Source organism: Pseudomonas sp. 2(2015) (genome assembly GCF_000955865.1).
In the GTDB taxonomy this organism is placed as follows: Bacteria; Pseudomonadota; Gammaproteobacteria; order Pseudomonadales; family Pseudomonadaceae; genus Aquipseudomonas.
The window spans coordinates 12,587-36,068 of sequence record NZ_JYOF01000025.1; the positions used below are offsets into that span (position 1 = coordinate 12,587).

The following is a 23,482-nucleotide window of genomic DNA, read 5'->3' on the forward strand; positions in this document are numbered from 1 at the left end:
AAAAAGGATTGATACAGCGCTCTTGTAGGATTCTGCGACAGCTTGCGGGTTGGTGATCGACCAGTCGCCACGTATGATCCCTTACAAACTCCTGCAGATTAGAAATCTATGTCCTTGATAGTGCTACTGCTTCTGCCGTTCGTCGGCAGCTGCCTGGCGGCTGTCTTGCCGCACAACGCACGCAACAGCGAATCGCTGCTGGCCGGACTGGTCGCCCTGGTGGGCACTGTCCAGGTCGCTTTGATGTACCCGCAGATCGCCCATGGCGGCGTGATCCGTGAAGAATTCCTGTGGCTGCCGAGCCTGGGCCTGAACCTGGTCCTGCGCATGGACGGCTTCGCCTGGCTGTTCTCCTTGCTGGTGCTGGGCATCGGTACCCTGGTGTCGCTGTACGCGCGCTACTACATGTCGCCGCAAGACCCGGTACCGCGCTTCTTTGCCTTTTTCCTGGCGTTCATGGGTGCCATGCTCGGCCTGGTGATTTCCGGCAACCTGATCCAGATTGTATTCTTCTGGGAACTGACCAGCCTGTTCTCGTTCCTGTTGATCGGATACTGGCACCATCGCGCCGACGCCCGCCGCGGTGCCTACATGGCCCTGATGGTCACCGGCGCGGGTGGCCTATGCCTGCTGGCGGGGGTACTGCTGCTCGGCCATGTGGTCGGCAGCTACGACCTGGACAAGGTCCTCGCTGCCGGTGAGCAGATTCGCAACCATGCCCTGTATCCCGTCCTGTTACCCCTGATCCTGCTCGGCGCGTTGAGCAAAAGCGCGCAATTCCCCTTCCACTTCTGGCTGCCCCATGCCATGGCGGCGCCCACCCCGGTCTCGGCCTACCTGCACTCGGCGACCATGGTCAAGGCCGGGGTATTCCTGCTGGCGCGGCTGTGGCCGGCGCTCTCCGGCACCGAGGAATGGTTCTGGATCGTCAGCGGCGCCGGCGCCGCCACCCTGGTGCTCGGCGCCTTTGCGGCGATGTTCCAGAACGACCTCAAGGGCCTGCTGGCCTATTCGACCATCAGCCACCTGGGCCTGATCACCCTGCTGCTGGGCCTGAACAGCCCGCTGGCAGCGGTCGCCGCGGTGTTTCACATCCTCAACCATGCCACCTTCAAGGCCTCGCTGTTCATGGCCGCAGGGATCATCGACCACGAAAGCGGCACCCGCGACATCCGCCGCCTCAGCGGTCTGTTCCGGCTCATTCCGTTCACCGCAACCCTGGCCATGGTCGCCAGCGCCGCGATGGCCGGGGTGCCGTTGATGAACGGCTTCCTGTCCAAAGAGATGTTCTTCGCCGAAACCGTATTCATCAGCTCCACCGCCTGGGTCGAAGCGGCCTTGCCGGTCATCGCCACCCTCGCCGGTACCTTCAGCGTTGCCTATGCCTTGCGCTTTACCGTCGACGTGTTCTTCGGCCCGCCGGCCGCCGACCTGCCGCACACGCCCCACGAGCCGCCGCGCTGGATGCGCGCGCCGGTCGAATTGCTGGTGATGACCTGCCTGGTGGTCGGCATCTTCCCGGCGCAATCGGTCGGCCCGCTGCTGGCCGCTGCCGCTTTGCCGGTGGTGGGCGGCACCCTGCCCGAGTACAGCCTGGCGATCTGGCACGGCTGGAACGCGCCGCTGATCATGAGCCTGATCGCCATGAGCGGCGGCATCATCCTTTACCTGCTGCTGCGCAACCAGCTCAAGCTCGGGCGTTTCCCGTCGCCGCCGCTGATCGAGCGCTTCAACGGCAAGCGCCTGTTCGAACATGGCCAGGTGCTGATCATGCGCACCGCCCGGCGTTTCGAACGGGTGTTCACCACCCGGCGCCTGCAGAAGCAGCTGTTCATGCTGGTGCTGATCGCCCTGCTGGCCGGCCTGCTGCCGATGCTGCACAGCGGCCTGAGCTGGGGTGACCGGCCGAAGATCCCGGGCTCGGGTGTGTTCGTCATGCTCTGGCTGATCGCCATTGCCTGCGCCCTGGGCGCTGCCTGGCAGGCCAAGTACCACCGTCTGGCGGCGCTGACCATGGTCAGTGTCTGCGGCCTGATGACCTGCATTACCTTCGTCTGGTTCTCGGCCCCGGACCTGGCCCTGACCCAACTGGTGGTCGAGGTGGTCACCACGGTGCTGATCCTGCTCGGCCTGCGCTGGCTGCCACGGCGGATAGAAGGCGTCTCGCCGCTGCCGGGCACCCAGGAGCGCGCACGCCTGCGCCGCCTGCGCGACCTGCTGCTGGCGGTCGGCGTCGGTGGCGGCATGGCGCTGCTGTCCTATGCCATGCTGACCCGCCCGACCCCCAACGACATCTCCTCGTTCTACCTGAGCCGGGCCTTGCCCGAAGGTGGCGGCAGCAACGTGGTCAACGTCATGCTGGTGGACTTCCGCGGCTTCGATACCCTCGGCGAGATCACCGTGCTGGTGGCCGTGGCCCTGGCGGTGTTCGCCCTGCTGCGACGCTTCCGCCCGCCCAAGGAGAGCATGCAGTTGCCGGCGCAGCAGCGCCTGCTGGCCCCGGACGTGGTCACCGACCTGGTCAACCCGCGCCACGCGGCCGACACCGCGCTGGGTTTCATGATGGTGCCGGCTGCGCTGGTACGCCTGCTGCTGCCGATCGCCCTGGTGGTGTCGATGTACCTGTTCATGCGCGGCCACAACCAACCGGGTGGCGGGTTTGCTGCCGGCCTGGTGATGTCGGTGGCGTTCATCCTCCAGTACATGGTGGCCGGCACCCAGTGGGTCGAGGCACAGATGAGCCTGCGACCGCTGCGCTGGATGGGCACCGGGCTGCTCTGCGCCACCCTGACCGGGGTCGGCGCGATGCTGCTCGGCTACCCGTTCCTGACCACCCATACCGCGCACCTGCACCTGCCGCTGCTGGGTGACACCCACCTGGCCAGTGCGCTGTTCTTCGATATCGGCGTGTTCACCGTGGTGGTCGGTTCGACCCTGCTGATCCTCACCGCGCTGGCTCACCAGTCGGTGCGTGGTCATCGCCCGGGCAGCCAACAGAAACCCACTCAAGCAGGAGCCGCCTGATGGAAGAAGTCATTGCAATCGCCATTGGCGTGCTCGCCGCCTCCGGGGTCTGGCTGATCCTGCGGCCACGGACCTTCCAGGTGGTCATGGGCCTGTGCCTGCTGTCGTACGGGGTCAACCTGTTCATCTTCAGCATGGGCAGCCTGTTCATCGGCAAGGAGCCGATCATCAAGGACGGCGTGCCCCAGGATCTGCTCAACTACACCGACCCGCTGCCCCAGGCCCTGGTGCTCACCGCGATCGTCATCAGCTTCGCCATGACCGCACTGTTCCTGGTGGTGCTGCTGGCTTCGCGCGGCCTGACCGGGACCGACCATGTCGATGGCCGGGAGCCTAACGAATGAGTGCGATGAACCAACTGATCGCCGCACCCATCCTGCTGCCGTTGCTGACCGCAGCGCTGATGCTGCTGCTCGGGGAAAAACGCCGGCCGCTCAAGGCGCGCATCAACCTGATCTCCAGCCTGCTCGGCCTGGGTATCGCCATCACCCTGTTGCTATGGGTGCAGGGTCAGGGCCAGGCCAGCTCGATTGGCGTCTACTTGCCCGGCAACTGGCCGGCGCCGTTCGGCATCGTGCTGGTGGTCGACCGTCTATCGGCCCTGATGCTGGTACTCACCGGCATCGTCGGGGTCAGCGCCCTGGTGTTCGCCATGGCCCGCTGGGACCGCGCCGGCGCCAGCTTCCACGCGCTGTTCCAGATCCAGCTGATGGGCCTGTATGGCGCCTTCCTGACCGCCGACCTGTTCAACCTGTTCGTGTTCTTTGAAGTGTTGCTGGCAGCCTCCTACGGCCTGATGCTGCATGGCTCGGGGCGCGCGCGGGTCAAGGCCGGCCTGCACTACATCGCCATCAACCTGCTGGCCTCGTCACTGTTTTTGATCGGTGCGGCGATGCTCTACGGCGTAACGGGCACCCTGAACATGGCCGACCTGGCCCTGAAAATCCCGCTGGTACCAGAGGCCGATCGCGGCCTGCTACACGCCGGCGCGGCGATCCTGGCCACGGCGTTCCTGGCCAAGGCCGGGATCTGGCCACTGAACTTCTGGCTGGTGCCGGCATATTCGTCGGCCAGCGCACCGGTGGCCGCGCTGTTCGCGATCATGACCAAGGTCGGCTTCTATACCGTACTGCGCCTGTGGACCTTGCTGTTTTCCGGACAGGCCGGTGCTTCGGCGTTCTTTGGTGGCGACTGGCTGATCTACGGCGGCCTCGCCACCCTGGGCTGCGCGGCGGTATCGATACTGGCCGCGCAGCGCCTGGAGCGCATGGCCAGCCTGAGCATCCTGGTCTCGGCCGGCACCTTGCTGGCGGCCATCGGCTTCGGCCAGGCAACCCTGACCGCCGCCGCGCTGTTCTACCTGGTCAGCTCGACCCTGGCGCTGTGCGCGCTGTTTTTGCTGGCTGAGCTGATCGAGCGCTCGCGCTCGGCCAACGAGATTCCCCTGGATGATGAAGGCGACGGCCTGCCCTCGCCCGTCGAGTCGCTGCACCCACCCAAAGGCATCAACCTCGATGACGAACAGAAAGCGGTGATCGGCCAGGTGATCCCCTGGACCATGGCCTTCCTCGGCTTGAGCTTTATCGCCTGCGCCCTGCTGATCATCGGCATGCCGCCGCTTTCGGGCTTTATCGGCAAGCTCAGCCTGATCAGCGCACTGTTCAACCCGCAAGGGCTGGGTGTGGCGCCGGAGCAGCCGTTGAGTGTCGCCGGCTGGATGTTGGTGGCGTTGCTGGTGCTCTCCGGCATGGCTTCGCTGATCGCCATGACCCGCGTTGGCATCCAGCGTTTCTGGACCCCGCAGGAGCGCCCTTCGCCGCTGCTGCGCCGCTTTGAGTGCATCCCCATCGTGGTGCTGCTGGGCTTGTGCGTGCTGCTCAGCCTGCGCGCCGAGCCGTTGCTGCGTTATACCCAGGACACCGCCGCCAGCCTGCAGGACCCCGAGCAATACGTCAGCGCCGTGCTCGGCACCCGACCGATTCCGGGGCCGACCAGCCTGGCCGCCAGCACCGAGGTGCAGCCATGAAGCGCCTGTTCCCTGCCCCTCTGCTGTCGCTGTCGCTGTGCCTGCTGTGGCTGCTGCTGAACCTCTCGGTAAGCCCGGGCAACCTGCTGCTGGGCGCCCTGCTCGGCGTTGTTGCGCCACTGCTGATGGCGCCGCTGCGCCCGCTGCAGGTACGCATTCGCCGCCCGGGCACCATCGTGCGCCTGATCCTGCGGGTCGGCGTCGATGTGCTGGTGTCCAACCTGCAGGTCGCCCGCGGCGTGTGGTCGGCCAAGCGCCGTCCGCCGCGCTCGCGCTTCGTGCACATTCCCCTGGAACTGCGTGACGCCCACGGCCTGGCCGCTTTGTCGATGATCACCACGGTGGTCCCAGGGACCATCTGGTCGGAGCTGGCACTGGATCGCAGCGTGCTTTTGCTGCATGTGTTCGATCTGGATGACGAGGCGCAGTTCATCGAGCACTTCAAGCACACCTATGAACGCCCGCTGATGGAGATCTTCGAATGACTGGCCTGCTTGCCAATGCCATTCTCGCCAGCCTGTTCATCTTCGCCCTGGCCATGGCCCTGACCCTGTGGCGGCTGTTTCGCGGACCTTCGGCGCAGGACCGGGTCCTGGCACTGGACTACCTGTATATCCTGGCCATGCTGATGATGCTGGTGCTGGGTATCCGCTACGCCAGCGACACCTATTTCGAAGGGGCACTGCTGATCGCGCTGTTCGGCTTTGTCGGCTCCTTCGCCCTGGCTAAATTCCTTCTGCGTGGCGAGGTGATCGAATGATCAATGCCAATGAACTGCCGTTGTGGGTCGAGGTGCTGGTGGCCGTGTTGCTGCTGCTCAGCAGCCTGTTCGCCCTGAGCGGTGCGGTCGGCCTGATTCGCCTGAAGGACTTCTTCCAGCGCATGCACCCGCCAGCACTGGCCTCGACCCTGGGCGCCTGGTGCGTGGCCCTGGCCTCGATCCTGTACTTCTCGATGCTCAAGGAGTCACCGGTGCTGCATGCCTGGCTGATTCCGGTCCTGCTGTCGATCACCGTGCCGGTCACCACCCTGCTGCTGGCGCGCGCTGCATTGTTTCGCAAGCGCATGGCCGGGCATGATGTACCTGAAGAAGTCAGCAGTGGCCGCGACCGCGGCAACTGAACTCAGCCGCTGAGCTGCTGCAGCTCGCGGCGGACCATGGCGGCGTACTCGGGCGGGCTCAACTGGTAGAGCTGAGTGGCGACCCAGGCAAACCAGGCGCCTTGCAACTGCGGGCGCTGCGACAGCCACTGTTCGGCCAGGGCACGGGCCTGGGCCTGGTGCCGGGCATGAAAGTCGGCGCGGCTGGTGCGCTCGGCGGATGCGCTCACTCGCTGGCCTTGAAAGTGGTCAGCTCACCCTTCTGCCATTTGGCAACCTTGCGGGTCACGGCCTTGAGGGTCTTGCTCAAGCCTTCCTGCAACTGCTCGTGGGCGGCGAACACCAACACCACGCCCTGGCCTTCCTTGAAGACAATACCTTCGCCTTCAGGCACCGAGACAAAGGCATAGTCACCCAGGCCATACACCGTCAGTTTGATTTCGCGAAAACGGATTTCCAGCTTGCCACCTTCGCGGCTGGGCAACACTGCGGCGCGAAAATGATCGCCAACCTTGAGCTCCAGACGCTGCTTGTCATCCACCACCAATGCGGTTTCAGTATCGATCTCGGCCATGTACAGACCTTCCGCGTTTTGTTCGGTGACGTAAACAAAACGCGATTGAAACTGTTTGACCAGTTTCGCCCTGAGGTCGCCCAAAACAAACAGGGCATGTGTATCAAGATTGCTGACTGCCAAAGAAGAATTCCTCAAAAACCGATTACACGCCGCTCCCCCCGCAGGCCGTGAGGCAGCCGCAAGGCAACGGTACTTCAATTCGAAGTCTGAAAGACTAGTGGATTTGTGCATGAAAAGTCTGTGCAGACTGGCAAAGCAACCCGCAGGAATGTTTACCCATTACTGCAAGCTTTAGTCAGTTTGCAGATTTTCAGCAGATTTCCTTAAACGGAGACGCTTTTTCTGACAGCACTACCGCAACAAAAGTGCGATAGATGAGAGCAAGCCCTTTAGCAGGACGGGCTCCTGGAAATCATCCACAGAACACAGGGAAGCGAATATGCACGAAAACACCGAATTCCGTCGAGAGCCTAAAGGCGTTTCCTACAGAGAATATGCTGTTCACTCACATAACAGCACCCCGCGCTTCGTGGTAGTACCGGCCGGCATCGGCTTCTTTCACATCACCGAACAGGCCACCGGACGCGTCAGGGGCTTTCGCCGCGAGCATACCGAAGCCTGTGCCCTGGCCCGTCACCTGGAAAACTGACCGGCGCCTGGCTCAACCGGCCTGACGCGCAACGGCGGGCCGGTCATCCCCGTGCAACTGCTGCAGCCAGGCCGCCTGACATTCCTGGGCTTCATTGCGGCTGGCGAAAGCCGTGCCTCGTCGTTCACCGTTGACCAGCACCACCCAGCACACGCGCTTGCCCAGCGCCTGTAGCGACGCAGGTACGCCGCTGCCAATCATCACTGCAACATCGACTTGGCTATTCATCATTCCCTCCGGAATTTATTAGCAACCTAACGATATGCGTATGATAAGACCTGGGCGCTCAGGGAAAAAGCTATCCCCGGCATAGCTGTTTTACATTGCAGGTAACAAAACCGCTCAACCCTGCTGCGGCCGGTAGCCCAGACGCAAGCCTCCCCAATGCCTGCCCTGCACCAGGATCGGTACCGACAGGTCGTGCATCAGTTCACCGGTATCGCGGGTATAGGTTTGCAACAACACCGGCTGTTGATGGCTGCCGCAGCGAATGCCGGTACGGTCGTCGAACTTGCGCTTGCTGCGATTGTGCGCGGTATCCAGGGCCGGGTCGCCGGTCAACGGCTGATTGAAGGCAGTGTTGTGGGTGGGCACATAGCCCTGCTGGGTACAGGCGATAGCAAACACCAGGCCCTCATGCAGCTTGAGCAACGGCTCCTGGATTGCCGGCAGGACCTGGTCGGTATAGTGATCAAAGCGGGTGCGAAAACGGGCCGGCGACGTGCCGGGGATTTGCTGGTAGTGGCGGTCGAACAAGTCCTCGAGACTGATGCGCCCTTGGGCAATATCGTTCTCGAACTGTTCGCCAATTCGCTGCGCACCTTGGCGGGCGAGGTCGTAAACACGCTGGTGATAGTCATCCAGCCCCACTTCGGCAAGACGCTCGCTGATGCTTTCAGCCTGCCCTTCCAGCTGCACTGCAGCCTGGGCCAGGCGCTGAGTCTGCTGGTCGCTGACCTGCAGGTCGCTGCGCATGCGCTCCACGGCCTCGAACAGGCTGTCCAGTTGCAGGCGGTTGGTCTCGGTGCCCTCGGCGATCTCGCCGATCTGCTGCTCGACCCCGGCAGCCAGCCCGGCAATGCTGTCCAGTTGCTCGCCGGTATGTTCGACCTGGTAGACCCCGCTGTGCAGGTCATCGGACAGTTCGCGAATCTGCTCGACCACCTGCGCCGTACGCTGCTGAATATCGGCGACCATCTGCCCGACCTCTTCGGTAGCGCTGGCGGTTCGCCCGGCCAGGCCGCGGACCTCGTCGGCGACCACGGCAAAGCCACGCCCATGGTCACCCGCCCGGGCGGCTTCGATGGCAGCGTTGAGGGCCAGCAGGTTGGTCTGGCTGGCGATGGTCTGGATGACCAGGGTAACCCGGGCAATGTCCTCGCTGCGCTGGTGCAGCGCCTCGATCAGTTCACGGCTGGCGGTAGCCCGCTCGCTCAGGTGATGCATGCGCTGGATCGACTCGGCCAGCACCGTGCGCCCGGCGGCGCTGCTTTCATGAGCACTGCGGGCAGCGACCAGGGCCTGTTGGCTCAACTGCGAGGTGGCCTTCTCGGTGCCGATCATCACTTCGGCGCTGCTGACAATCTGCGCAGCGGCATCCAGTTGCGATTGCAGCTTGCCGGCCAACTGTTGCACCGAGAACGCCACTCCGGCCGCCGACAGTGCATTGTCGCTGGTGGTTCGGGCCAGGTCGCGGGTCAGCTCGGCCAGGGGCTCGCGGGTTTGCTGCACGACAATCGTCGCCTTGCGCAAGCGCGGTAGCCACAGCGCCAGCAAGGCCAGCGGCAGGCCGATATAGAACGAAAGCCCGGCAAACGCCATAGCTGCCAGCAACCCTGCCAGCACCAGGCTTTGCAAAACCGTATCTGACCACGGCGCAACGGCGAACGGCGCAGCTTGCCCTTCAACCACGGCGCCAGGCAGAGATCCTTCTCGCATCATGTTTTGGCTCCATCGCAGCACGTCTTGTTGTGCGGCCATTAAACGCCACTATTAGGCCATTAGCCATGCTTCCTTGGGTGTAAGATCGGTGCCCTTGATACAGGGCAAGAAAAGCAAAACCCCCGAAGATCGCTCTGCGGGGGTTTGCGGTGACACCTGCGCGGGTCAGGCCTGGCGCTGGTGCTTGTCGATCTGCTCGTGACGCTCTTGAGCTTCGATGCAGTACTTGGTGGTCGGGCTGATCAGCAGGCGCTTGAGGCCGATCGGCTCGCCGCTGTCGTCGCACCAGCCGAAGCTCTCGTCAGCAATGCGGCCCAGGGCCATTTCCAGCTGCGGCAGCAGGCGCTGGTCACGGTCGATGGTATTGACCAACCAATGGCGCTCTTCTTCGACCGAGGCGGCATCGGCAGGATCGGCAGGCGTGTCCAGGCTTTCGATGGTTACACGGCTTTGCTCGATGCGCTCATGGATTTCGACCTTCATCTGCTGCAGCAGCGAGGTGAAGAAAGCCAGTTGCTCAGCGTTCATGTAGTCATCGGCCGGCATGGCCAGCAACTTTTCCTTTGTCATTGATTTCTCTATAAAAAATACGTGCATTAAGGCGAATCGGGTGCTCCTGGCGAACAGCTCGCCAGCAGCGGAATTCTTCAAGCACCATCCGGCACTCAATTTACAGGGGGCGGCAGTCTAAGGCCGAGATTCACACTGGGCAACAGAAATGACGGTGCAAATGACCGAAAAGGCCCTGCAGGCCCTCCCCCGGCGCTGGTTTATAACAAAAAAACCGCGGCGCAGGCGCTTTCCCGGGGACAAACGGTCATTCTCCGACAAAAACCTTGTAACAAAGATCCCCTCAACCGAGCAACTGGCTCAACACCGCGCGCAACTTGCCAGGCTTCACCGGCTTGTTCAGCAAGGGTGCGCCCAGGCGCTGCATGGCCCGGCGGCTCTGGTCGCTGCGGTCAGCGGTGATCATCACGGCAAAGATGCTGCAGGCGAAATGGCGACGCAAATCGCGCACCACCTCGCAACCGGTTACGCCGTGGTCCAGATGGAAATCTGCCAGGATCAGCTCCGGCGCCCGGCCGTCGAGCACCACCAGGGCGCTGGCATAGTCGCTGGCGGTAAGCACCTCGCAGCCCCATTGCTGCAGCAGCGCAGCCATGCTTTGCTGGATGCTCAGTTCATTGTCCAGCACCAGCAACCGGCGTCCCGGCAACGGGTCGCCAACACTGGGCAGCACCAGCGTCGATGGCGGCAACTCACTGGGCTGCTCACTCGACAATGGCACATCGATGCTGAACACCGAGCCGCGTCCCGGCCATGAGCGGACCTGCACCGGGTAATCAAGAATGCGCGCGATCCGCTCGACAATCGCCAGCCCCAGCCCGACGCCTTTGCGATCAGCGGCGCGGCCAACATCCAGCTGGTTGAATTCAAGAAAGATCGACTGCAATCGATCGGCGGCAATGCCACGGCCGCTGTCCCAGACTTCCAGACGCAGGTACTCGCCCCGGCGCCGCGCGCCGAGCAGGATGCTTCCGTGCTCGGTGTAGCGGCAGGCATTGCTGAGGAAGTTGCGCAGGATCCGTGTGAGCAGGCGCAGGTCGGTGCGTACCGCCAGGCGCGCGCTGCGCAGGCGCAGGCTGAGCCCGGCGGCCTCGGCCACGGGCTGGAACTCCGAGGCCAGCGGCGCCAGCACTTCATCCAGGCGATACAGGTCGAGGTCGGGCTTGATCGCCGCCTGGTCCAGCCGCGAGATATCCAGCAGGTCGGTGAGCAGGTCCTCCGCGCCTTCCAGGGCCTGGTGGGCACGCTCGACCAGTTGCTGTTCACTCTTCGCTAGCGATCGCTCGCGCAAGGTCGAGATCAGCAGCCGGGCGGCATTGAGCGGTTGCAGCAGGTCGTGGCTGGCCGCCGCCAGGTACTTGTCCTTGCTGCGATTGGCCGCCTGAGCGGCGTCGCGCGCCTCGATCAGCTCATTGGTGCGCTCGGTGACCCGCTGCTCGAGCTGGTCGTTAAGTTGCTGCAGGCGCGCCTGGGCCTGCTTGCGTTCGGTGATGTCGGCGACAAAGCCTTCGACCACGCCCTCTTCGTCGGGCCGCAGCAGCAGGTTCATCAGCACGTCGATATGGCTGCCATCTCGCCGGCGTAGCTGGGTCTCATAGCCGATCAGCGCCTGCTCGCGCTGCAGTACCTGGGCGATGGCCAGCAGTTCATCCTGGCCGCCGGCGAACAGATGGCTGGCCAGGTCGTTGCGCGACAGCACCAGGGCCTGGGCGTCGACATACCCGAGCATGCGCGCCAGCGCCGGGTTGGCGGCGCGCATGCCATCTTCGAGGCTGGCCTGGAAGATACCGTGCACGGCGTGCTCGAACAGCCACTTGTAGCGATTGCGCTCGGCTTCCAGCTCTTCCAGGCGCACCGCCAGTTCCGGGTAATGACTTTTGCGTACGGTGTGGTTGCTCAGCCCCAGCAGCCCGGCCAGGGCATCGCCCGCCGGTTCAGAGGGCCTCGCCATACACCACCTCGACGTCGCGCTGGCTGGAGCTGCGCGGGTTGGTGAGGATGCACGGGTCATCCATGGCGTGCTGGGACAGGAATGGAATATCACTGAGGCCAACGCCATGCAGGCCGAGGGTTTCATGAAAGCCCACGGCGCGCTTGAGGGCGATCAGGTGCTCGACCAGACGCTGGCTGATCTGCTTGTGGCTCAGGCCCCGGCAATCGATGCCCAGGGTTTGCGCAATCACCTTGAACCGCTCTGGCGCGGCGCTGTAGTTGAACGCCACCACATGCTCGACCAGCACCGCATTGCACAGCCCATGGGGCAAGTCGAGAAAGCCACCCAGGCTGTGGGACATGGCATGCACGGCACCGAGAATCGCGTTAGAGAACGCCAGCCCCGCCTGCATGCTGCCGAGCATGATCTTCTCGCGCAGGGCGATGTCGTCGGGGTTGGCGATCATCTGTACCAGGTTGCCGTCGATCAGGCGCATGGCCTCCAGCGCATGGGGGTCGGTCAGCGGCCCGTGGCCGGTCGAGACGAACGCCTCGATGGCATGCACCAGGGCATCGATGCCGGTACAGGCGGAGAGGAACGGGTCCATGCTCAGGGTGGTCTCAGGATCGATCAACGACACATCCGGCACCACCGCCTTGCTGACGATGGAAAACTTCATGCGTTCCTGCTGGTTGGAGATGATCACGAACTGGGAAACGTCGGCGGAGGTACCGGCGGTGGTCGGGATCAGGATCAGCGGCGGGCTTGGCACACGAATGGTGTCGACCCCTTCGAACTCGAGAATGTGCCGGCCATGGGCAACCACGATGCCGATGCCCTTGGCGCAATCCATCGGGCTGCCGCCACCGACGGCGACGATCACGTCGCACTGTTCGCTGCGGTAGCGCTCGGCTCCGGCCATTACCTCTTCAACCCGCGGGTTGGGGGATACCTCGGTGTACAGGCAGTAATCGATGCCCAGGCCCTGCAGGCTGGCTTCGATATCGCCGACCCAGCCGGCGGCGATCACGCCGGGGTCACTGACCAGCAGGACCTTGCGCGCGCCGAAGGTCTTGGCGTAGTTGGCGACATGATGCCGGCAACCGGCGCCGAAGATGATTTCCGGGGAGACGAACTTGCGCAACTGGCTCAGCTTCGGGCTCATGGGACGCCTCTGTTCTTGTTGTAATAGCGCCAGCCTAAAGCATCCCGCATCGATTGCAATCAGACCATCGGCGGGCAGAAACAGGAGCGCCGACCGCTGCAAGCAGCGACCGGCGCAAGAGGGATCAGCGATTGGCGAAGTACATGGTCACTTCAAAACCGATACGCAGATCAGTGAACGCAGGCTTTTTCCACATAGGTCCATCCTCTTCTGGCACCACAGGATTGCGGTGCACCTATTAATACACCGTTGCCGGTGCGGGTCGAATGCTACTTTGGAAGCGTTTCTTTCAGCCTATCCGGGCCCTCAGAAGAACCCCAGCGGGTTGACGTCGTAACTGACCAGCAGGTTTTTGGTCTGCTGGTAGTGGTCGAGCATCATCTTGTGGGTCTCGCGGCCGACCCCGGATTTCTTGTAGCCACCGAACGCGGCGTGGGCCGGGTACAGGTGGTAGCAGTTGGTCCACACACGCCCGGCCTTGATACCCCGGCCCATGCGGTAGGCGCGGTTGATGTCGCGGGTCCAGACCCCGGCGCCCAGGCCGAACTCGGTGTCGTTGGCAATTGCCAATGCCTCGGCTTCGTCCTTGAAGGTGGTCACGCCGACCACCGGGCCGAAGATTTCTTCCTGGAATACACGCATCTGGTTGTGGCCCTTGAGCAGGGTCGGCTGGATGTAATAGCCGCTGGCAAGGTCGCCACCCAGGCGCTCACAGTCACCGCCGGTCAGCACCTGGGCGCCCTCTTCGCGGGCGATCTGCAGGTAGGAGAGAATCTTGTCGTATTGCTGCTCGGATGCCTGGGCGCCGACCATGGTCTCGGTGTCCAGCGGGTTGCCGCGCTTGATCTGGCTGATCTTTTTCAGGACCTGGGCCATGAACGGCTCGTAGATCGACTCCTGGATCAACGCCCGCGACGGGCAGGTGCACACTTCGCCCTGGTTGAAGAACGCCAGCACCAGGCCTTCGGCGGCTTTCTCGATGAAGGCCGGCTCGGCCTGCATGATGTCTTCGAAGAAGATGTTCGGCGACTTGCCGCCCAGCTCGACGGTCGACGGAATGATGTTCTCGGCAGCGCACTTCATAATGTGCGAACCGACCGGGGTGGAGCCGGTGAAGGCGATCTTGGCAATGCGTTTGCTGGTGGCCAGGGCTTCACCGGCTTCGCGGCCAAAGCCATGAACGATGTTAAGTACGCCTGCCGGCAGCAGGTCACCGACCAGTTCGGCGAACACGGTAATCGACAGCGGCGTCTGCTCGGCCGGCTTGAGCACCACGCAGTTGCCGGCAGCCAGAGCCGGGGCGAGTTTCCAGGCGGCCATCAGCAGCGGGAAGTTCCATGGAATGATCTGCCCGACGACCCCGAGCGGCTCATGAAAATGGTAGGCCGCGGTGTGCTCGTTGATCTCGGCGGCACTGCCTTCCTGGGCGCGGATGCAGCCGGCGAAGTAACGGAAGTGGTCGGCGGCCAGTGGCACGTCGGCATTCAGGGTTTCGCGGATGGCCTTGCCGTTGTCCCAGGTTTCACTCAGGGCCAGCACTTCGAGGTGCTGCTCGATGCGATCGGCGATTTTCAACAGGATGCGCGAACGTTCCTGCACCGAGGTGCGGCCCCAGGCGGCGGCGGCGCCATGGGCGGCGTCCAGCGCCAGGTCGATGTCGGCCGCGCCCGAGCGCGGGAACTCTGCAATCGTCTGGCCATTGACCGGCGAACCGTTGCTGAAGTACTGGCCGGTCAGCGGCGCGACGAATTCACCGCCGATGTAGTTACCGTAAACGGCCTTGAAGCTGATCAGGGCATCAGCGGTGCCAGGGGCTGCGTAGATCATCGGAACCTCATGTGCGGTGCGGGCCTGTCGGCATGACAGGCAGCTGGCTCGATGGTAAGCAGGCGCACGGCAGGCGCGAATCGGCCCTTGGCAGGTACCGTCTCGTCAATTGGTAGTAACGCCTGGGTGCTACCCGAATACCGCCCGCTCATGCGTGTGCGCACGTCATATGGAGCCTCCCTTTTTTTGGAAGCCTCGCCAGATGACCGCCTCGTCCCCCCATCAGTCCATCGCCGAACAGGCCACCTTGAGCTGCGCGGTAGCCAAGCGTTTCGTCAAGCGCCCCGCCCTGCTCGAAGTCGCCGGGCAGCTCCTGCTTGAGCATTGGGACCAGCGGGGGCTGTCACTGCAGCACAACCCGCTGACGCTTTATCTGATCAGCCAGCACGGCGCGCAGGTGCATATCCGCCAGTTGCCGCAAGTGCTGATCGAGCGCTATTGCCTGGGCAGTACCTTGAACCTGGACAGCAACGAAGATTGTCTGAGCCGCTATCCTCAACAAGGCCACGACGCACTGCTCGATGTCGACCTGCACGCCCTTGAGCTGCTGATCAACGAGTGTGGCCCGTTGATCCTTGAAGCCTTCCTGCAGGCGCTGGTCGAATTCTGGAGCCAGAGTGACGAGCGCGGTGAAACACCCTGGGGCTGGTATGCCGGCTACCTGCAAAGGCTGATGAAAGACGCTATCGAGATAGCCCTGAGCGCCGGCACGCTGAGCGCCGACCAAGCGGCGAGCGCCGGGGTCGTTACCGCGTTTCCAACTGCGCAACAACGCAGCAGCTACGCCAACCTGCAGGGCTACAGCGTCCAGCAACTGACAGTCGACCTGACCTCGGCCCAGGTCATTGATGCCGACCTGTCCAGCGCTTTACTGATCGAGGATTTCCCCGACCCACCAAAGCCTCAAGTGACGATCCTGTTTACCCTGGTGGGTGCGCTGGCGCCCTTCGAGTCCCCCCAGGGCTTGCTCGACATGCTCGCCAGAAGCTGGCCACGATCGTTGCTTGGCGCAGCGCCACCCACGCAATTCACCCCGACAAGCACCTCGGCGTTCGAAGTTCAGGCAGGCGGATTTCTCAAGCAACAATTGCGCTTGATCGAAATCATCGCCCTGGCTTCAAGAACCCATGAGCAAGCGCAAGCACTCAATGCCACCCTTGATCGCTCCACCTCGATGCTGGACCTGTGTACGGCCGAGGAACTGGAACGCCAGAGCAAGATCGCGCTCCTGTTGCCGGCCTGGCTGCTCGACAGTGAACTGGCTATTCGCTACAGCACCTTGTTGATCAATCAGGCCCAAGCCAACAAAGAGGCCGGCGGCAAAACCTGGCGTGATGAAATCGATACCGCCGAGACATTCGCCTGCAAGGCGCTGGACGCGAGGATCGCGCAGGATCACCCCGGCGCAGGCTTTAACGCCGAGGACGTGTTGATCAGCAATCGCCAGGTCATCGCCAGCGCCATCCCCGGGCAGGGCAGCCTGATCACCGATGGCGCCATCAAGGTCGTCAGCTTTTCCCTTGCACAGCTGGCCATCGACAACCTCGGCGTGTTGGCAGCAGGCACCGTGCGCGTGCACCTGGTCAACGGTGCCCAACTGCCGGAGTGGATGAACGAGCACTATGTTCGATCCCTGGTACGTGAACTGGATATGGGTGCGATGTATCCGCAGACCTTGCAACAGCAGCTTCTGGATGAACCTGCGCAGTTTCAAACCAGGCAAACGCTGTTCTGCACACAGCTAAAAACCCAGCTACCGCTGCTGGCGCTGGAGCTGCATCTGCGTGACAAGCGTCTGAGCCTGGCCGCGTGCCAGGCGGTGGATGCGCTGTTTGGCCTGGCAGAGCCGGGCATTTGGGTGCTGCGCCCGCTGGCCCTGTTGCGCTCAACCGGTGCTAAGGGCGATACATTGCTCAATGCCTGGCTGATCGAAACGAGTGACGTCAGGCAGGGCCCCTGCGTGCTTTATCGGCCATTGCATAGCGAACCGTTGCTGGAGTTTCACGACCGGATTGCTCTGTTCGATGCCTTCGCCAGCAGCGGCCCATTGCAGGATGACCTGCTCGAGCGCCTGCCCGAACATACGCGCCCGATCTATGCCAATGGCGGCCTGCGTGAACCGCATATCCACCGCTTTGTTCCCGGCGCCGAGTTCGAACGGCTGCAGACACCGGCACCTGCCCGTCTGGATATGGCCCTGGCCAAAGGCGCAGTACACCAGCTGATCTACCAGGCCAGCGCCCGGGAGCTGGTCGAACGGGCCAGGCGCCACTCGACCAGCAGCGCACAGTCGCGCTGGGACGCCTGGAAGCAACTGGGATGGTTGATGTTCAACACCTTACTGCCCTTGTTCGAGGGTGGCGTCGCCAAGGTTGCCTGGATGATCCAGGTCATCGACAGTGCCAAGCGCCTGCTCGAGAGCGATGAAAAGGCCAGCCCCGGCAAGCATCGCCAAGCGTTCGCCGACTTGCTGGTCAACATCGCCATGGTCCTTTTCGTGCACGCCACCCGCCGCCTGGGCATCAAACCCGAGACGCCGGCGCAGCCTGGCGATGGGCCAGAGCCGGTCAGCGTTCCCAGCACCCAGGTACTGCCGGCGCCACAGGCCGAACTGAACTTCAGTTGGGCACGTCCCGACCACCAGCTGACGACGCAACAAAAACTCCAGCTTGAGCGCCTGGCCAGCCCGCTGGCACCCTCCATGCTCGGTAGCCCCATTGCCACTGGCGCACTGCAGGGCCTTTACCTGCACAACGAGCAACTGTACTTCGCCCAGGGTACTCACGCCTACCCCGTGCAATACGATGCCGGCGTCAAGCAGCCTCGCATCGTTAGCGGACCATGGCTGAGAAGAGACGAAGCCCGGCACTGGACGCTCGATCTGCGTTTGCGCCTGCGCGGTGGCCAGCCGCTGCGCAATCGCCTCACGTCTGCCGACCTGCAGCAGGCGATCGACACCCTGGATGAGACATTACGCACCCAGCAAAGCGCCGCCCTGGCCAGCCAACAGCGGCTGCACAATTTTGCCCGGCAGATCAGCGACGACACTGACCCGCGCATCCTGCAAGGCTACCTGGACAAGATGGAAGCGCTGTCACAGGACTTTGAACAACACCTGCGGACACTGCACGAGCGCAATGAAAAGCGCCCGCTCAATCAATACAAAACCCTGCGGGCAAAAGCCCTGTTTGAACGGGCGCGTTGCGAACTGTCCGTGATTGCGACCCTGGGCAAACTGTACAAACCGTTGCGCCAGCGCTTTGTCCAGACGGTGAAAGACGCCGAAGGCGCCTTGCCTGATGCAGGTACGCACGAACATTCATTGCAAACCAGCCTGCTCGACCAGGTTGATCCCTTGATCGGCAAGTTGATCGACCATCACCAAACCCTGGCCGCTACCCGCGAGCACCTGCACAAGCTGTCCAGCATTCGCCAACCCACAATCCAGGTGATGGAACTGAGCCTCGACGAACCAGCCATCCGCCCCGCATCGCGGCTGTATTGGTACACCCTGCGCAGCGAAGTGCTGAGTAATCGCTTGCGGCTGGTGGAGACAGACGAAGACTCCAGCGAAAGCGATTACTGGCTCGAGCACAGTTGGCGCAATATCGAGCAGGGCATGCTGCAACGCATGAACTTGCTGGCACTGAGCCGCGAGGAGATAGAAGTTCATGCCCGGGTGCTGGACAACATCCAGCGCCACTTCGATACCGCGCTGCGCCAGCTGGGTAACCTGAAGCGTTTGCTGCCCGGGCAGCAAGCCGCCAACAGCCTGGTGTCCAGGCTCGAAACCGACATGGCACTGATGCTCAAGGAAACCCGCGCCGACCTTGCCGAATACCCGCAGCCACTGCTTGAGCGCAGCAGCCTGCGTCAATTGCACCGGCAAGTGCCGGGGCTGATCGAAACCCGCGATGAAGGCGTGCTGCTGGGGCAACAGCGGCGCAACAGTGAAGGTATCGTCGACATTCACAACCCGCAGGATGACAGCGTCCGCGCGTCCTACCGAGAAGACCCGCAGACAGGTAGCTGGGAGCCCTTGGCTGTCGAACAAGCGCTACTGCCACAGGTCGCAGACGCCGAGCTGAGCGCTTTGCTGAGGGAAGGCATGCGCCTTGCGGCACTCGCCAGGCAAGACATCCAGCGCCTCAAGCGCCAGGGTAAAAGCACCTACCTGCCGGTCGAGATTGAGGAGATCGCCGAACGCCGACAACGGTCACTGCTCGCTCAGCGTCAAGCCATCGAACGCGCCCTGACCCAAAGCAACCAGACCGATCAGGCCGCCGACAACACCGATGCTGCCTTGCAGATCAAGTTGCTGGATGACGTCGCCAATGAACTGTTGCAGACCGGCGCGCAACTGAGGACAGAGGCGGCCCTGGCGCAAGCGCCGAGCATGCGCGAACTGGAGTACCTGCTGGGCAAGGGCCAGGTGAAACTCAAGCGCCTGGTCAGGCGCAAGCCGCTGGCCAGCACCCGGGACTGGGCTCAGGATTACCTGGATGAATACGTGGTGCTGCACGCCAACAACCCCTTGTGGTATGCGCACTTTCACTACGCGGCCGAAAACACCGCAATCGACGACTTCAAGGCCGCACACCTGAAGCTTGCCAGTCAGCGCTATGACCGCGGGCAGTTCGTCGAAAGCAACAAGCTGGTGCACCGCGGGCCGATAAGCCTGGCGGCGGCCCGGCAATGGTTCTTCAAGGAGTGATGCAGTAAAAAACGGGCGCTGGCAACAGCGCCCGATCAATCTCAGCGATCCTTGAACTGCGCCTCACGTTTGGCGATGAACGCCGCCATGCCTTCCTTCTGGTCTTCGGTGGCGAAGGCTGCATGGAATACCCGGCGCTCGAAGCGCACGCCCTCGGCCAGGTTGACCTCGAACGCGCGGTTAACGCTTTCCTTGACCATCATGGTCATCGGGATCGACTTGCTGGCGATGGTCGCCGCCACCTTCAGCGCTTCTTCCAGCAGCTCGGCTTGCGGCACCACACGCGCCACCAGTCCGGCACGCTCGGCTTCCTCGGCGCCCATCAGACGCCCGCTCAGGCACAGTTCCATGGCCTTGGCCTTGCCCACGGCGCGGGTCAGGCGCTGGGTACCGCCCATGCCCGGCAGCACACCGAGATTGATTTCCGGCTGGCCGAACTTGGCGTTGTCGGCGGCGAGGATGAAGTCGCACATCATCGCCAGCTCGCAGCCGCCGCCCAGGGCAAAACCCGACACCGCGGCAATGATCGGCTTGCGCCGGTTGGCAATGCGGTCTGCGTCGCTGAACAGGTCATCGACGTAGATCTGCGGGTAGCGCAGGTCGGCCATTTCCTTGATGTCGGCGCCAGCGGCGAAGGCCTTGGCGGAGCCTGTCAGCACCACGCAACCGATGTTCGGGTCGGCTTCGAGCTGGTCCAGGGCCTGGTTGATCTCGCCGACGATCTGCGCGTTCAGGGCATTGAGCGCCTGCGGTCGGTTGAGGGTGATCAGGCCGACCTTACCGTGGATGTCCAACAGAATGGTTTCAAATGACATGCAAGCTGCTCCCTTCAAAGATTGCGCGCAATGACCATGCGCTGAATATCGCTGGTGCCTTCGTAGATCTGGCAGACCCGCACATCGCGGTAGATGCGCTCCAGCGGAAAGTCGCTCAGATAGCCATAACCGCCAAGGGTCTGCAAGGCATCCGAACAGACCTTTTCGGCCATTTCCGAGGCGAAAAGCTTGGCCATCGACGCTTCGACCAGCGCCGGACGCCCGGCATCGCGCAGCGCCGCGGCATGCAGCACCATCTGCCGGGCCACGGCAACGCGGGTGGCCATGTCAGCCAGACGAAAAGCCACGGCCTGGTGTTCGATCAATGGCTTGCCGAAGCTTTCGCGCTCGCGCGCATAGTCACGGGCCACTTCGAAAGCGGCGCGGGCCATGCCCACCGACTGCGAAGCAATGCCGATACGCCCGCCTTCAAGGTTGGCCAGGGCGATCTTGTAGCCTTCGCCCTCCTCGCCGAGGCGGTTGGCCACCGGCACGCGCAGATTTTCAAAGACGATCTGGCAGGTGTCGGAGGCGTGCTGGCCGAGTTTGTCCTCAACCCGTGCCACCTGGTAACCCGGCGAGTCGGTGGGCACGATGAAGGCACTGATGCCGCGCTTGCCGGCCTCGGGGTCGGTTACCGCAAACACTATCACCACCCCGGCGTTCTGCCCGGAGGTGATGAACTGCTTGCAGCCGTTGAGCACGTAGTGATCGCCATCGCGGCGGGCGCGAGTCTTCAGGCTGCTGGCATCGGAGCCGGCTTGCGGCTCGGTCAGGGCGAAGGCGCCAAGCATGGCGCCGCTGGCCAGCGGGGTGAGGAACTGCTGCTTCTGCTGCTCGCTGCCGAACTTGAGAATCGGCACGCAACCCACCGAGTTGTGCACGCTCATGATCGTCGAGCAGGCGCCATCGCCTGCGGCAATTTCTTCCAGGGCCATGGCGTAGGCCACGTAGCCGGTATCGCTGCCGCCCCACTGTTCCGGCACCAGCATGCCGAACAGGCCCAGTTCGGCCATCTCCTGGATGGCTTCTTTGGGGAAGCGGTGCTCGCGGTCCCACTGCTCGGCAAACGGGCGCAGGCGCTCCTGGGCGAACTGACGCACCGCGTCGCTGATTTGCTGTTGTTCGTCATTGATTAGCATGGTGCACCTCAGTACAGACACTCGACGGCCATGGCCGTGGCTTCACCGCCGCCGATGCAGATGGCGGCAATGCCGCGATGCAGGCCTTTCTGGCGCAGGGCCGCCAGCAAGGTGACCAGGATGCGCGCGCCGGAAGCGCCGATCGGGTGGCCCAGGGCGCAGGCGCCGCCATGCACGTTGACCTTGTCGTGGGGCAGGTCCAGGTGCTTCATCGCCGCCAGGGTGACCACGGCAAAGGCTTCGTTGATTTCGAACAGATCGACCTCAGCCAGGTTCCAGCCGGTGCGTTTGATCAGTTTGTCGATAGCGCCGATCGGGGCGCTGGGGAACAGCGCCGGGGTGTCGGCGAACGCCGCGTGGCCATGGATCACCGCCAGCGGTTTCAAGCCTTGCTTCTCGGCCTGGGAGCGGCGCATCAGCACCAGCGCCGCCGCGCCATCGGAGATGGAGCTGGAGTTGGCCGCAGTCACCGTGCCGCCTTCGCGAAAGGCCGGCTTGAGCTGTGGGATCTTGTCCAGACGGGCCTTGGGCGGCTGCTCGTCGTCGCTGACCAGGCGCTGGGTCTTGCCCTCGGTCACTTCGACCGGGACGATCTCGCTGGCGAAGCTGCCGTCCTTGATCGCTTGCTGGGCACGGGTCAGCGAGGCGATGGCGAAATCGTCCTGCTGCTGGCGGGTAAAGCCATTGCTTTCGGCGCAGTCCTCGGCAAAGGTGCCCATCAGCCGGCCCTTGTCGTAGGCGTCTTCCAGACCGTCGAAGAACATGTGGTCGATGATCTTGCCATGGCCCATGCGATAACCGCTGCGGGCTTTGTCCAGCAGGTAAGGGGCGTTGGACATGCTCTCCATGCCGCCGGCCACCACCACCTCGGCGCTGCCGGCCAGCAGCAGGTCGTGGGCCATGATCGCCGCCTGCATGCCCGAGCCGCACATCTTGTTGAGGGTGGTGCAGGTGGTGCCCTTGTTCAGGCCGGCGCCCAACGCCGCCTGGCGCGCCGGGGCCTGGCCCAGGCCTGCCGGCAGCACGCAGCCGAACAGCACTTGTTCGACGCTGTCGGGGGCAACACCTGCGCGCTCGACGGCGGCGCGAATGGCGGCAGCGCCCAGTTGCGGTGCGGTGAGGCTTTTCAGCTCGCCCTGCAGGCCGCCCATGGGCGTGCGCACGGCGCTGACGATTACGATCGGATCATTGGCGAGGGTCATGTTTGAGTGCTCCTGAAATTACTTGGCGGCCATGCGCAAGGCGCCGTCGAGACGGATCACCTCACCGTTGAGCATGCTGTTTTCAATGATGTGGCGGGCCAGCGCGGCGTACTCCTGCGGGCGCCCCAGGCGTGGCGGGAACGGCACGCCGGCGGCCAGCGAGTCGCGCACTTCCTGGGTCATACCGGCCATCATCGGGGTTTCGAAAATGCCCGGGGCGATGGTCATCACGCGGATGCCGAAGCGCGCCAGCTCACGGGCCGCCGGCAAGGTCAGGCTGGCAATCGCGCCCTTGGAGGCGGCATAGGCGGCCTGGCCGATCTGGCCGTCATAGGCGGCAATCGAGGCGGTGTTGATGATCACCCCGCGTTCACCGTCAGCGCCCGCCTCGCCTTCGGCCATGGCCGCAGCGGCCAGGCGCAGCAGGTTGAAGCTGCCGATCAGGTTGACGTTGATCACCCGGCTGAAGCTTTCCAGGCCATGCGGGCCGTTCTTGCCCAGGACCTTCTCGGCGCCGACGATACCGGCGCAGTTGATCAGCCCGTGGATTTTGCCGAAGGCGGCAACCGCCGCATCGATCGCGGCCTGGGCGGCGGCTTCCTGGCTGATGTCGGCCACCGCGAAGTGCGCCCTGGAGCCCAGCTCGCGGGCTTTGGCGGCGACCGCTTCGGCATTGAGGTCAACCAGCATGACCTGGGCACCGGCCTCGATGAGCATCTGCGCGGTGGCAGCGCCTAGCCCGGAAGCGGCGCCGCTGACGATGAAGTTGTTATTGGCAATCTGCATGATGTTGGTT

21 protein-coding genes are annotated in these 23,482 nt (G+C 63.4%); 8 read left to right on the forward strand and 13 right to left on the reverse strand.

The features are described 5' to 3' along the window. Nucleotides 1-108 precede the first annotated feature (108 nt). From UB48_RS25720 to UB48_RS25745, 6 genes are read left to right on the forward strand one after another with little or no spacing between them, the layout of a single operon-like run. Complete coding sequence (locus UB48_RS25720) at nt 109-3,024, forward strand: monovalent cation/H+ antiporter subunit A (RefSeq protein ID WP_045202059.1); 2,916 nt, start codon at nt 109-111, stop codon at nt 3,022-3,024. After that, nucleotides 3,024-3,368: a Na+/H+ antiporter subunit C gene (locus tag UB48_RS25725; RefSeq protein ID WP_010224297.1), complete on the forward strand. Its 345-nt coding sequence runs from the start codon at nt 3,024-3,026 to the stop codon at nt 3,366-3,368. Before UB48_RS25720 ends, UB48_RS25725 begins: the two co-directional genes overlap by 1 nt. Continuing rightward, the gene (locus UB48_RS25730; RefSeq protein WP_045202061.1) at nt 3,365-5,050 is read left to right on the forward strand and encodes a monovalent cation/H+ antiporter subunit D; all 1,686 of its coding nucleotides are present in this window, start codon (nt 3,365-3,367) and stop codon (nt 5,048-5,050) included. The genes UB48_RS25725 and UB48_RS25730 overlap by 4 nt, the downstream gene beginning before the upstream one ends. Next, nucleotides 5,047-5,535, forward strand: coding sequence for a Na+/H+ antiporter subunit E (locus UB48_RS25735; RefSeq protein WP_045202063.1), 489 nt, complete (start codon nt 5,047-5,049; stop codon nt 5,533-5,535). Before UB48_RS25730 ends, UB48_RS25735 begins: the two co-directional genes overlap by 4 nt. Then, a complete protein-coding gene (locus UB48_RS25740; RefSeq protein WP_038996132.1) occupies nt 5,532-5,810 on the forward strand; it encodes a K+/H+ antiporter subunit F in 279 nt (92 codons plus the stop codon). The genes UB48_RS25735 and UB48_RS25740 overlap by 4 nt, the downstream gene beginning before the upstream one ends. Further along, nucleotides 5,807-6,172: a Na+/H+ antiporter subunit G gene (locus tag UB48_RS25745; RefSeq protein WP_045202065.1), complete on the forward strand. Its 366-nt coding sequence runs from the start codon at nt 5,807-5,809 to the stop codon at nt 6,170-6,172. The genes UB48_RS25740 and UB48_RS25745 overlap by 4 nt, the downstream gene beginning before the upstream one ends. A 2-nt stretch (nt 6,173-6,174) precedes the next feature. On the opposite strand, the gene UB48_RS25750 is transcribed toward UB48_RS25745, so the two are convergent. Both UB48_RS25750 and UB48_RS25755 read right to left on the reverse strand, forming a co-directional pair. Continuing rightward, the gene (locus UB48_RS25750) at nt 6,175-6,381 is read right to left on the reverse strand and encodes a hypothetical protein (RefSeq protein ID WP_045202068.1); all 207 of its coding nucleotides are present in this window, start codon (nt 6,379-6,381) and stop codon (nt 6,175-6,177) included. Then, on the reverse strand, nt 6,378-6,848 hold the full coding sequence (locus UB48_RS25755; RefSeq protein WP_045202070.1) for a hypothetical protein: 471 nt from the start codon (nt 6,846-6,848) through the stop codon (nt 6,378-6,380). The genes UB48_RS25750 and UB48_RS25755 overlap by 4 nt, the downstream gene beginning before the upstream one ends. A gap of 319 nt (nt 6,849-7,167) precedes the next feature. Between UB48_RS25755 and UB48_RS27860 the strand changes: the two genes are divergently transcribed. Then, nucleotides 7,168-7,377: a hypothetical protein gene (locus UB48_RS27860; protein WP_045202071.1), complete on the forward strand. Its 210-nt coding sequence runs from the start codon at nt 7,168-7,170 to the stop codon at nt 7,375-7,377. A 12-nt stretch (nt 7,378-7,389) separates the two neighbouring features. On the opposite strand, the gene UB48_RS25765 is transcribed toward UB48_RS27860, so the two are convergent. The 7 genes from UB48_RS25765 to UB48_RS25790 form a co-directional block, all read right to left on the reverse strand. Continuing rightward, nucleotides 7,390-7,605, reverse strand: coding sequence for a hypothetical protein (locus UB48_RS25765; protein ID WP_045202073.1), 216 nt, complete (start codon nt 7,603-7,605; stop codon nt 7,390-7,392). A gap of 114 nt (nt 7,606-7,719) precedes the next feature. Then, the gene (locus tag UB48_RS25770; protein ID WP_045202075.1) at nt 7,720-9,318 is read right to left on the reverse strand and encodes a methyl-accepting chemotaxis protein; all 1,599 of its coding nucleotides are present in this window, start codon (nt 9,316-9,318) and stop codon (nt 7,720-7,722) included. A gap of 165 nt (nt 9,319-9,483) precedes the next feature. Further along, the gene (locus tag UB48_RS25775; protein WP_045202077.1) at nt 9,484-9,888 is read right to left on the reverse strand and encodes a TraR/DksA C4-type zinc finger protein; all 405 of its coding nucleotides are present in this window, start codon (nt 9,886-9,888) and stop codon (nt 9,484-9,486) included. A gap of 283 nt (nt 9,889-10,171) precedes the next feature. Continuing rightward, entirely contained in the window at nt 10,172-11,839 is a 1,668-nt protein-coding gene (locus tag UB48_RS25780) for a hybrid sensor histidine kinase/response regulator (RefSeq protein WP_045202079.1), read from the reverse strand. Continuing rightward, nucleotides 11,823-12,986: an alcohol dehydrogenase-like regulatory protein ErcA gene (gene ercA / locus UB48_RS25785; protein ID WP_045202081.1), complete on the reverse strand. Its 1,164-nt coding sequence runs from the start codon at nt 12,984-12,986 to the stop codon at nt 11,823-11,825. The genes UB48_RS25780 and ercA overlap by 17 nt, the downstream gene beginning before the upstream one ends. A 124-nt stretch (nt 12,987-13,110) precedes the next feature. Next, on the reverse strand, nt 13,111-13,182 hold the full coding sequence (gene pqqA, locus UB48_RS27550) for a pyrroloquinoline quinone precursor peptide PqqA (protein WP_009394664.1): 72 nt from the start codon (nt 13,180-13,182) through the stop codon (nt 13,111-13,113). Between the two features lie 110 nt (nt 13,183-13,292). Continuing rightward, complete coding sequence (locus UB48_RS25790; RefSeq protein WP_045202082.1) at nt 13,293-14,813, reverse strand: aldehyde dehydrogenase family protein; 1,521 nt, start codon at nt 14,811-14,813, stop codon at nt 13,293-13,295. A gap of 202 nt (nt 14,814-15,015) precedes the next feature. Between UB48_RS25790 and UB48_RS25795 the strand changes: the two genes are divergently transcribed. Beyond that, the gene (locus UB48_RS25795; RefSeq protein ID WP_045202084.1) at nt 15,016-19,527 is read left to right on the forward strand and encodes a hypothetical protein; all 4,512 of its coding nucleotides are present in this window, start codon (nt 15,016-15,018) and stop codon (nt 19,525-19,527) included. Between the two features lie 41 nt (nt 19,528-19,568). On the opposite strand, the gene UB48_RS25800 is transcribed toward UB48_RS25795, so the two are convergent. The 4 genes from UB48_RS25800 to UB48_RS25815 are packed head-to-tail and all read right to left on the reverse strand — an operon-like array spanning nt 19,569 to nt 23,472. Further along, nucleotides 19,569-20,342: an enoyl-CoA hydratase gene (locus tag UB48_RS25800; RefSeq protein ID WP_010224326.1), complete on the reverse strand. Its 774-nt coding sequence runs from the start codon at nt 20,340-20,342 to the stop codon at nt 19,569-19,571. A 14-nt stretch (nt 20,343-20,356) separates the two neighbouring features. Next, nucleotides 20,357-21,484 (reverse strand): acyl-CoA dehydrogenase, encoded by a 1,128-nt coding sequence (locus tag UB48_RS25805; RefSeq protein WP_045202085.1) that lies wholly within the window; start codon nt 21,482-21,484, stop codon nt 20,357-20,359. 8 nt (nt 21,485-21,492) lie between these two features. After that, complete coding sequence (locus UB48_RS25810; protein ID WP_045202087.1) at nt 21,493-22,686, reverse strand: acetyl-CoA C-acyltransferase; 1,194 nt, start codon at nt 22,684-22,686, stop codon at nt 21,493-21,495. Between the two features lie 18 nt (nt 22,687-22,704). Next, complete coding sequence (locus tag UB48_RS25815) at nt 22,705-23,472, reverse strand: SDR family NAD(P)-dependent oxidoreductase (protein WP_045202089.1); 768 nt, start codon at nt 23,470-23,472, stop codon at nt 22,705-22,707. Nucleotides 23,473-23,482: the final 10 nt, after the last annotated feature.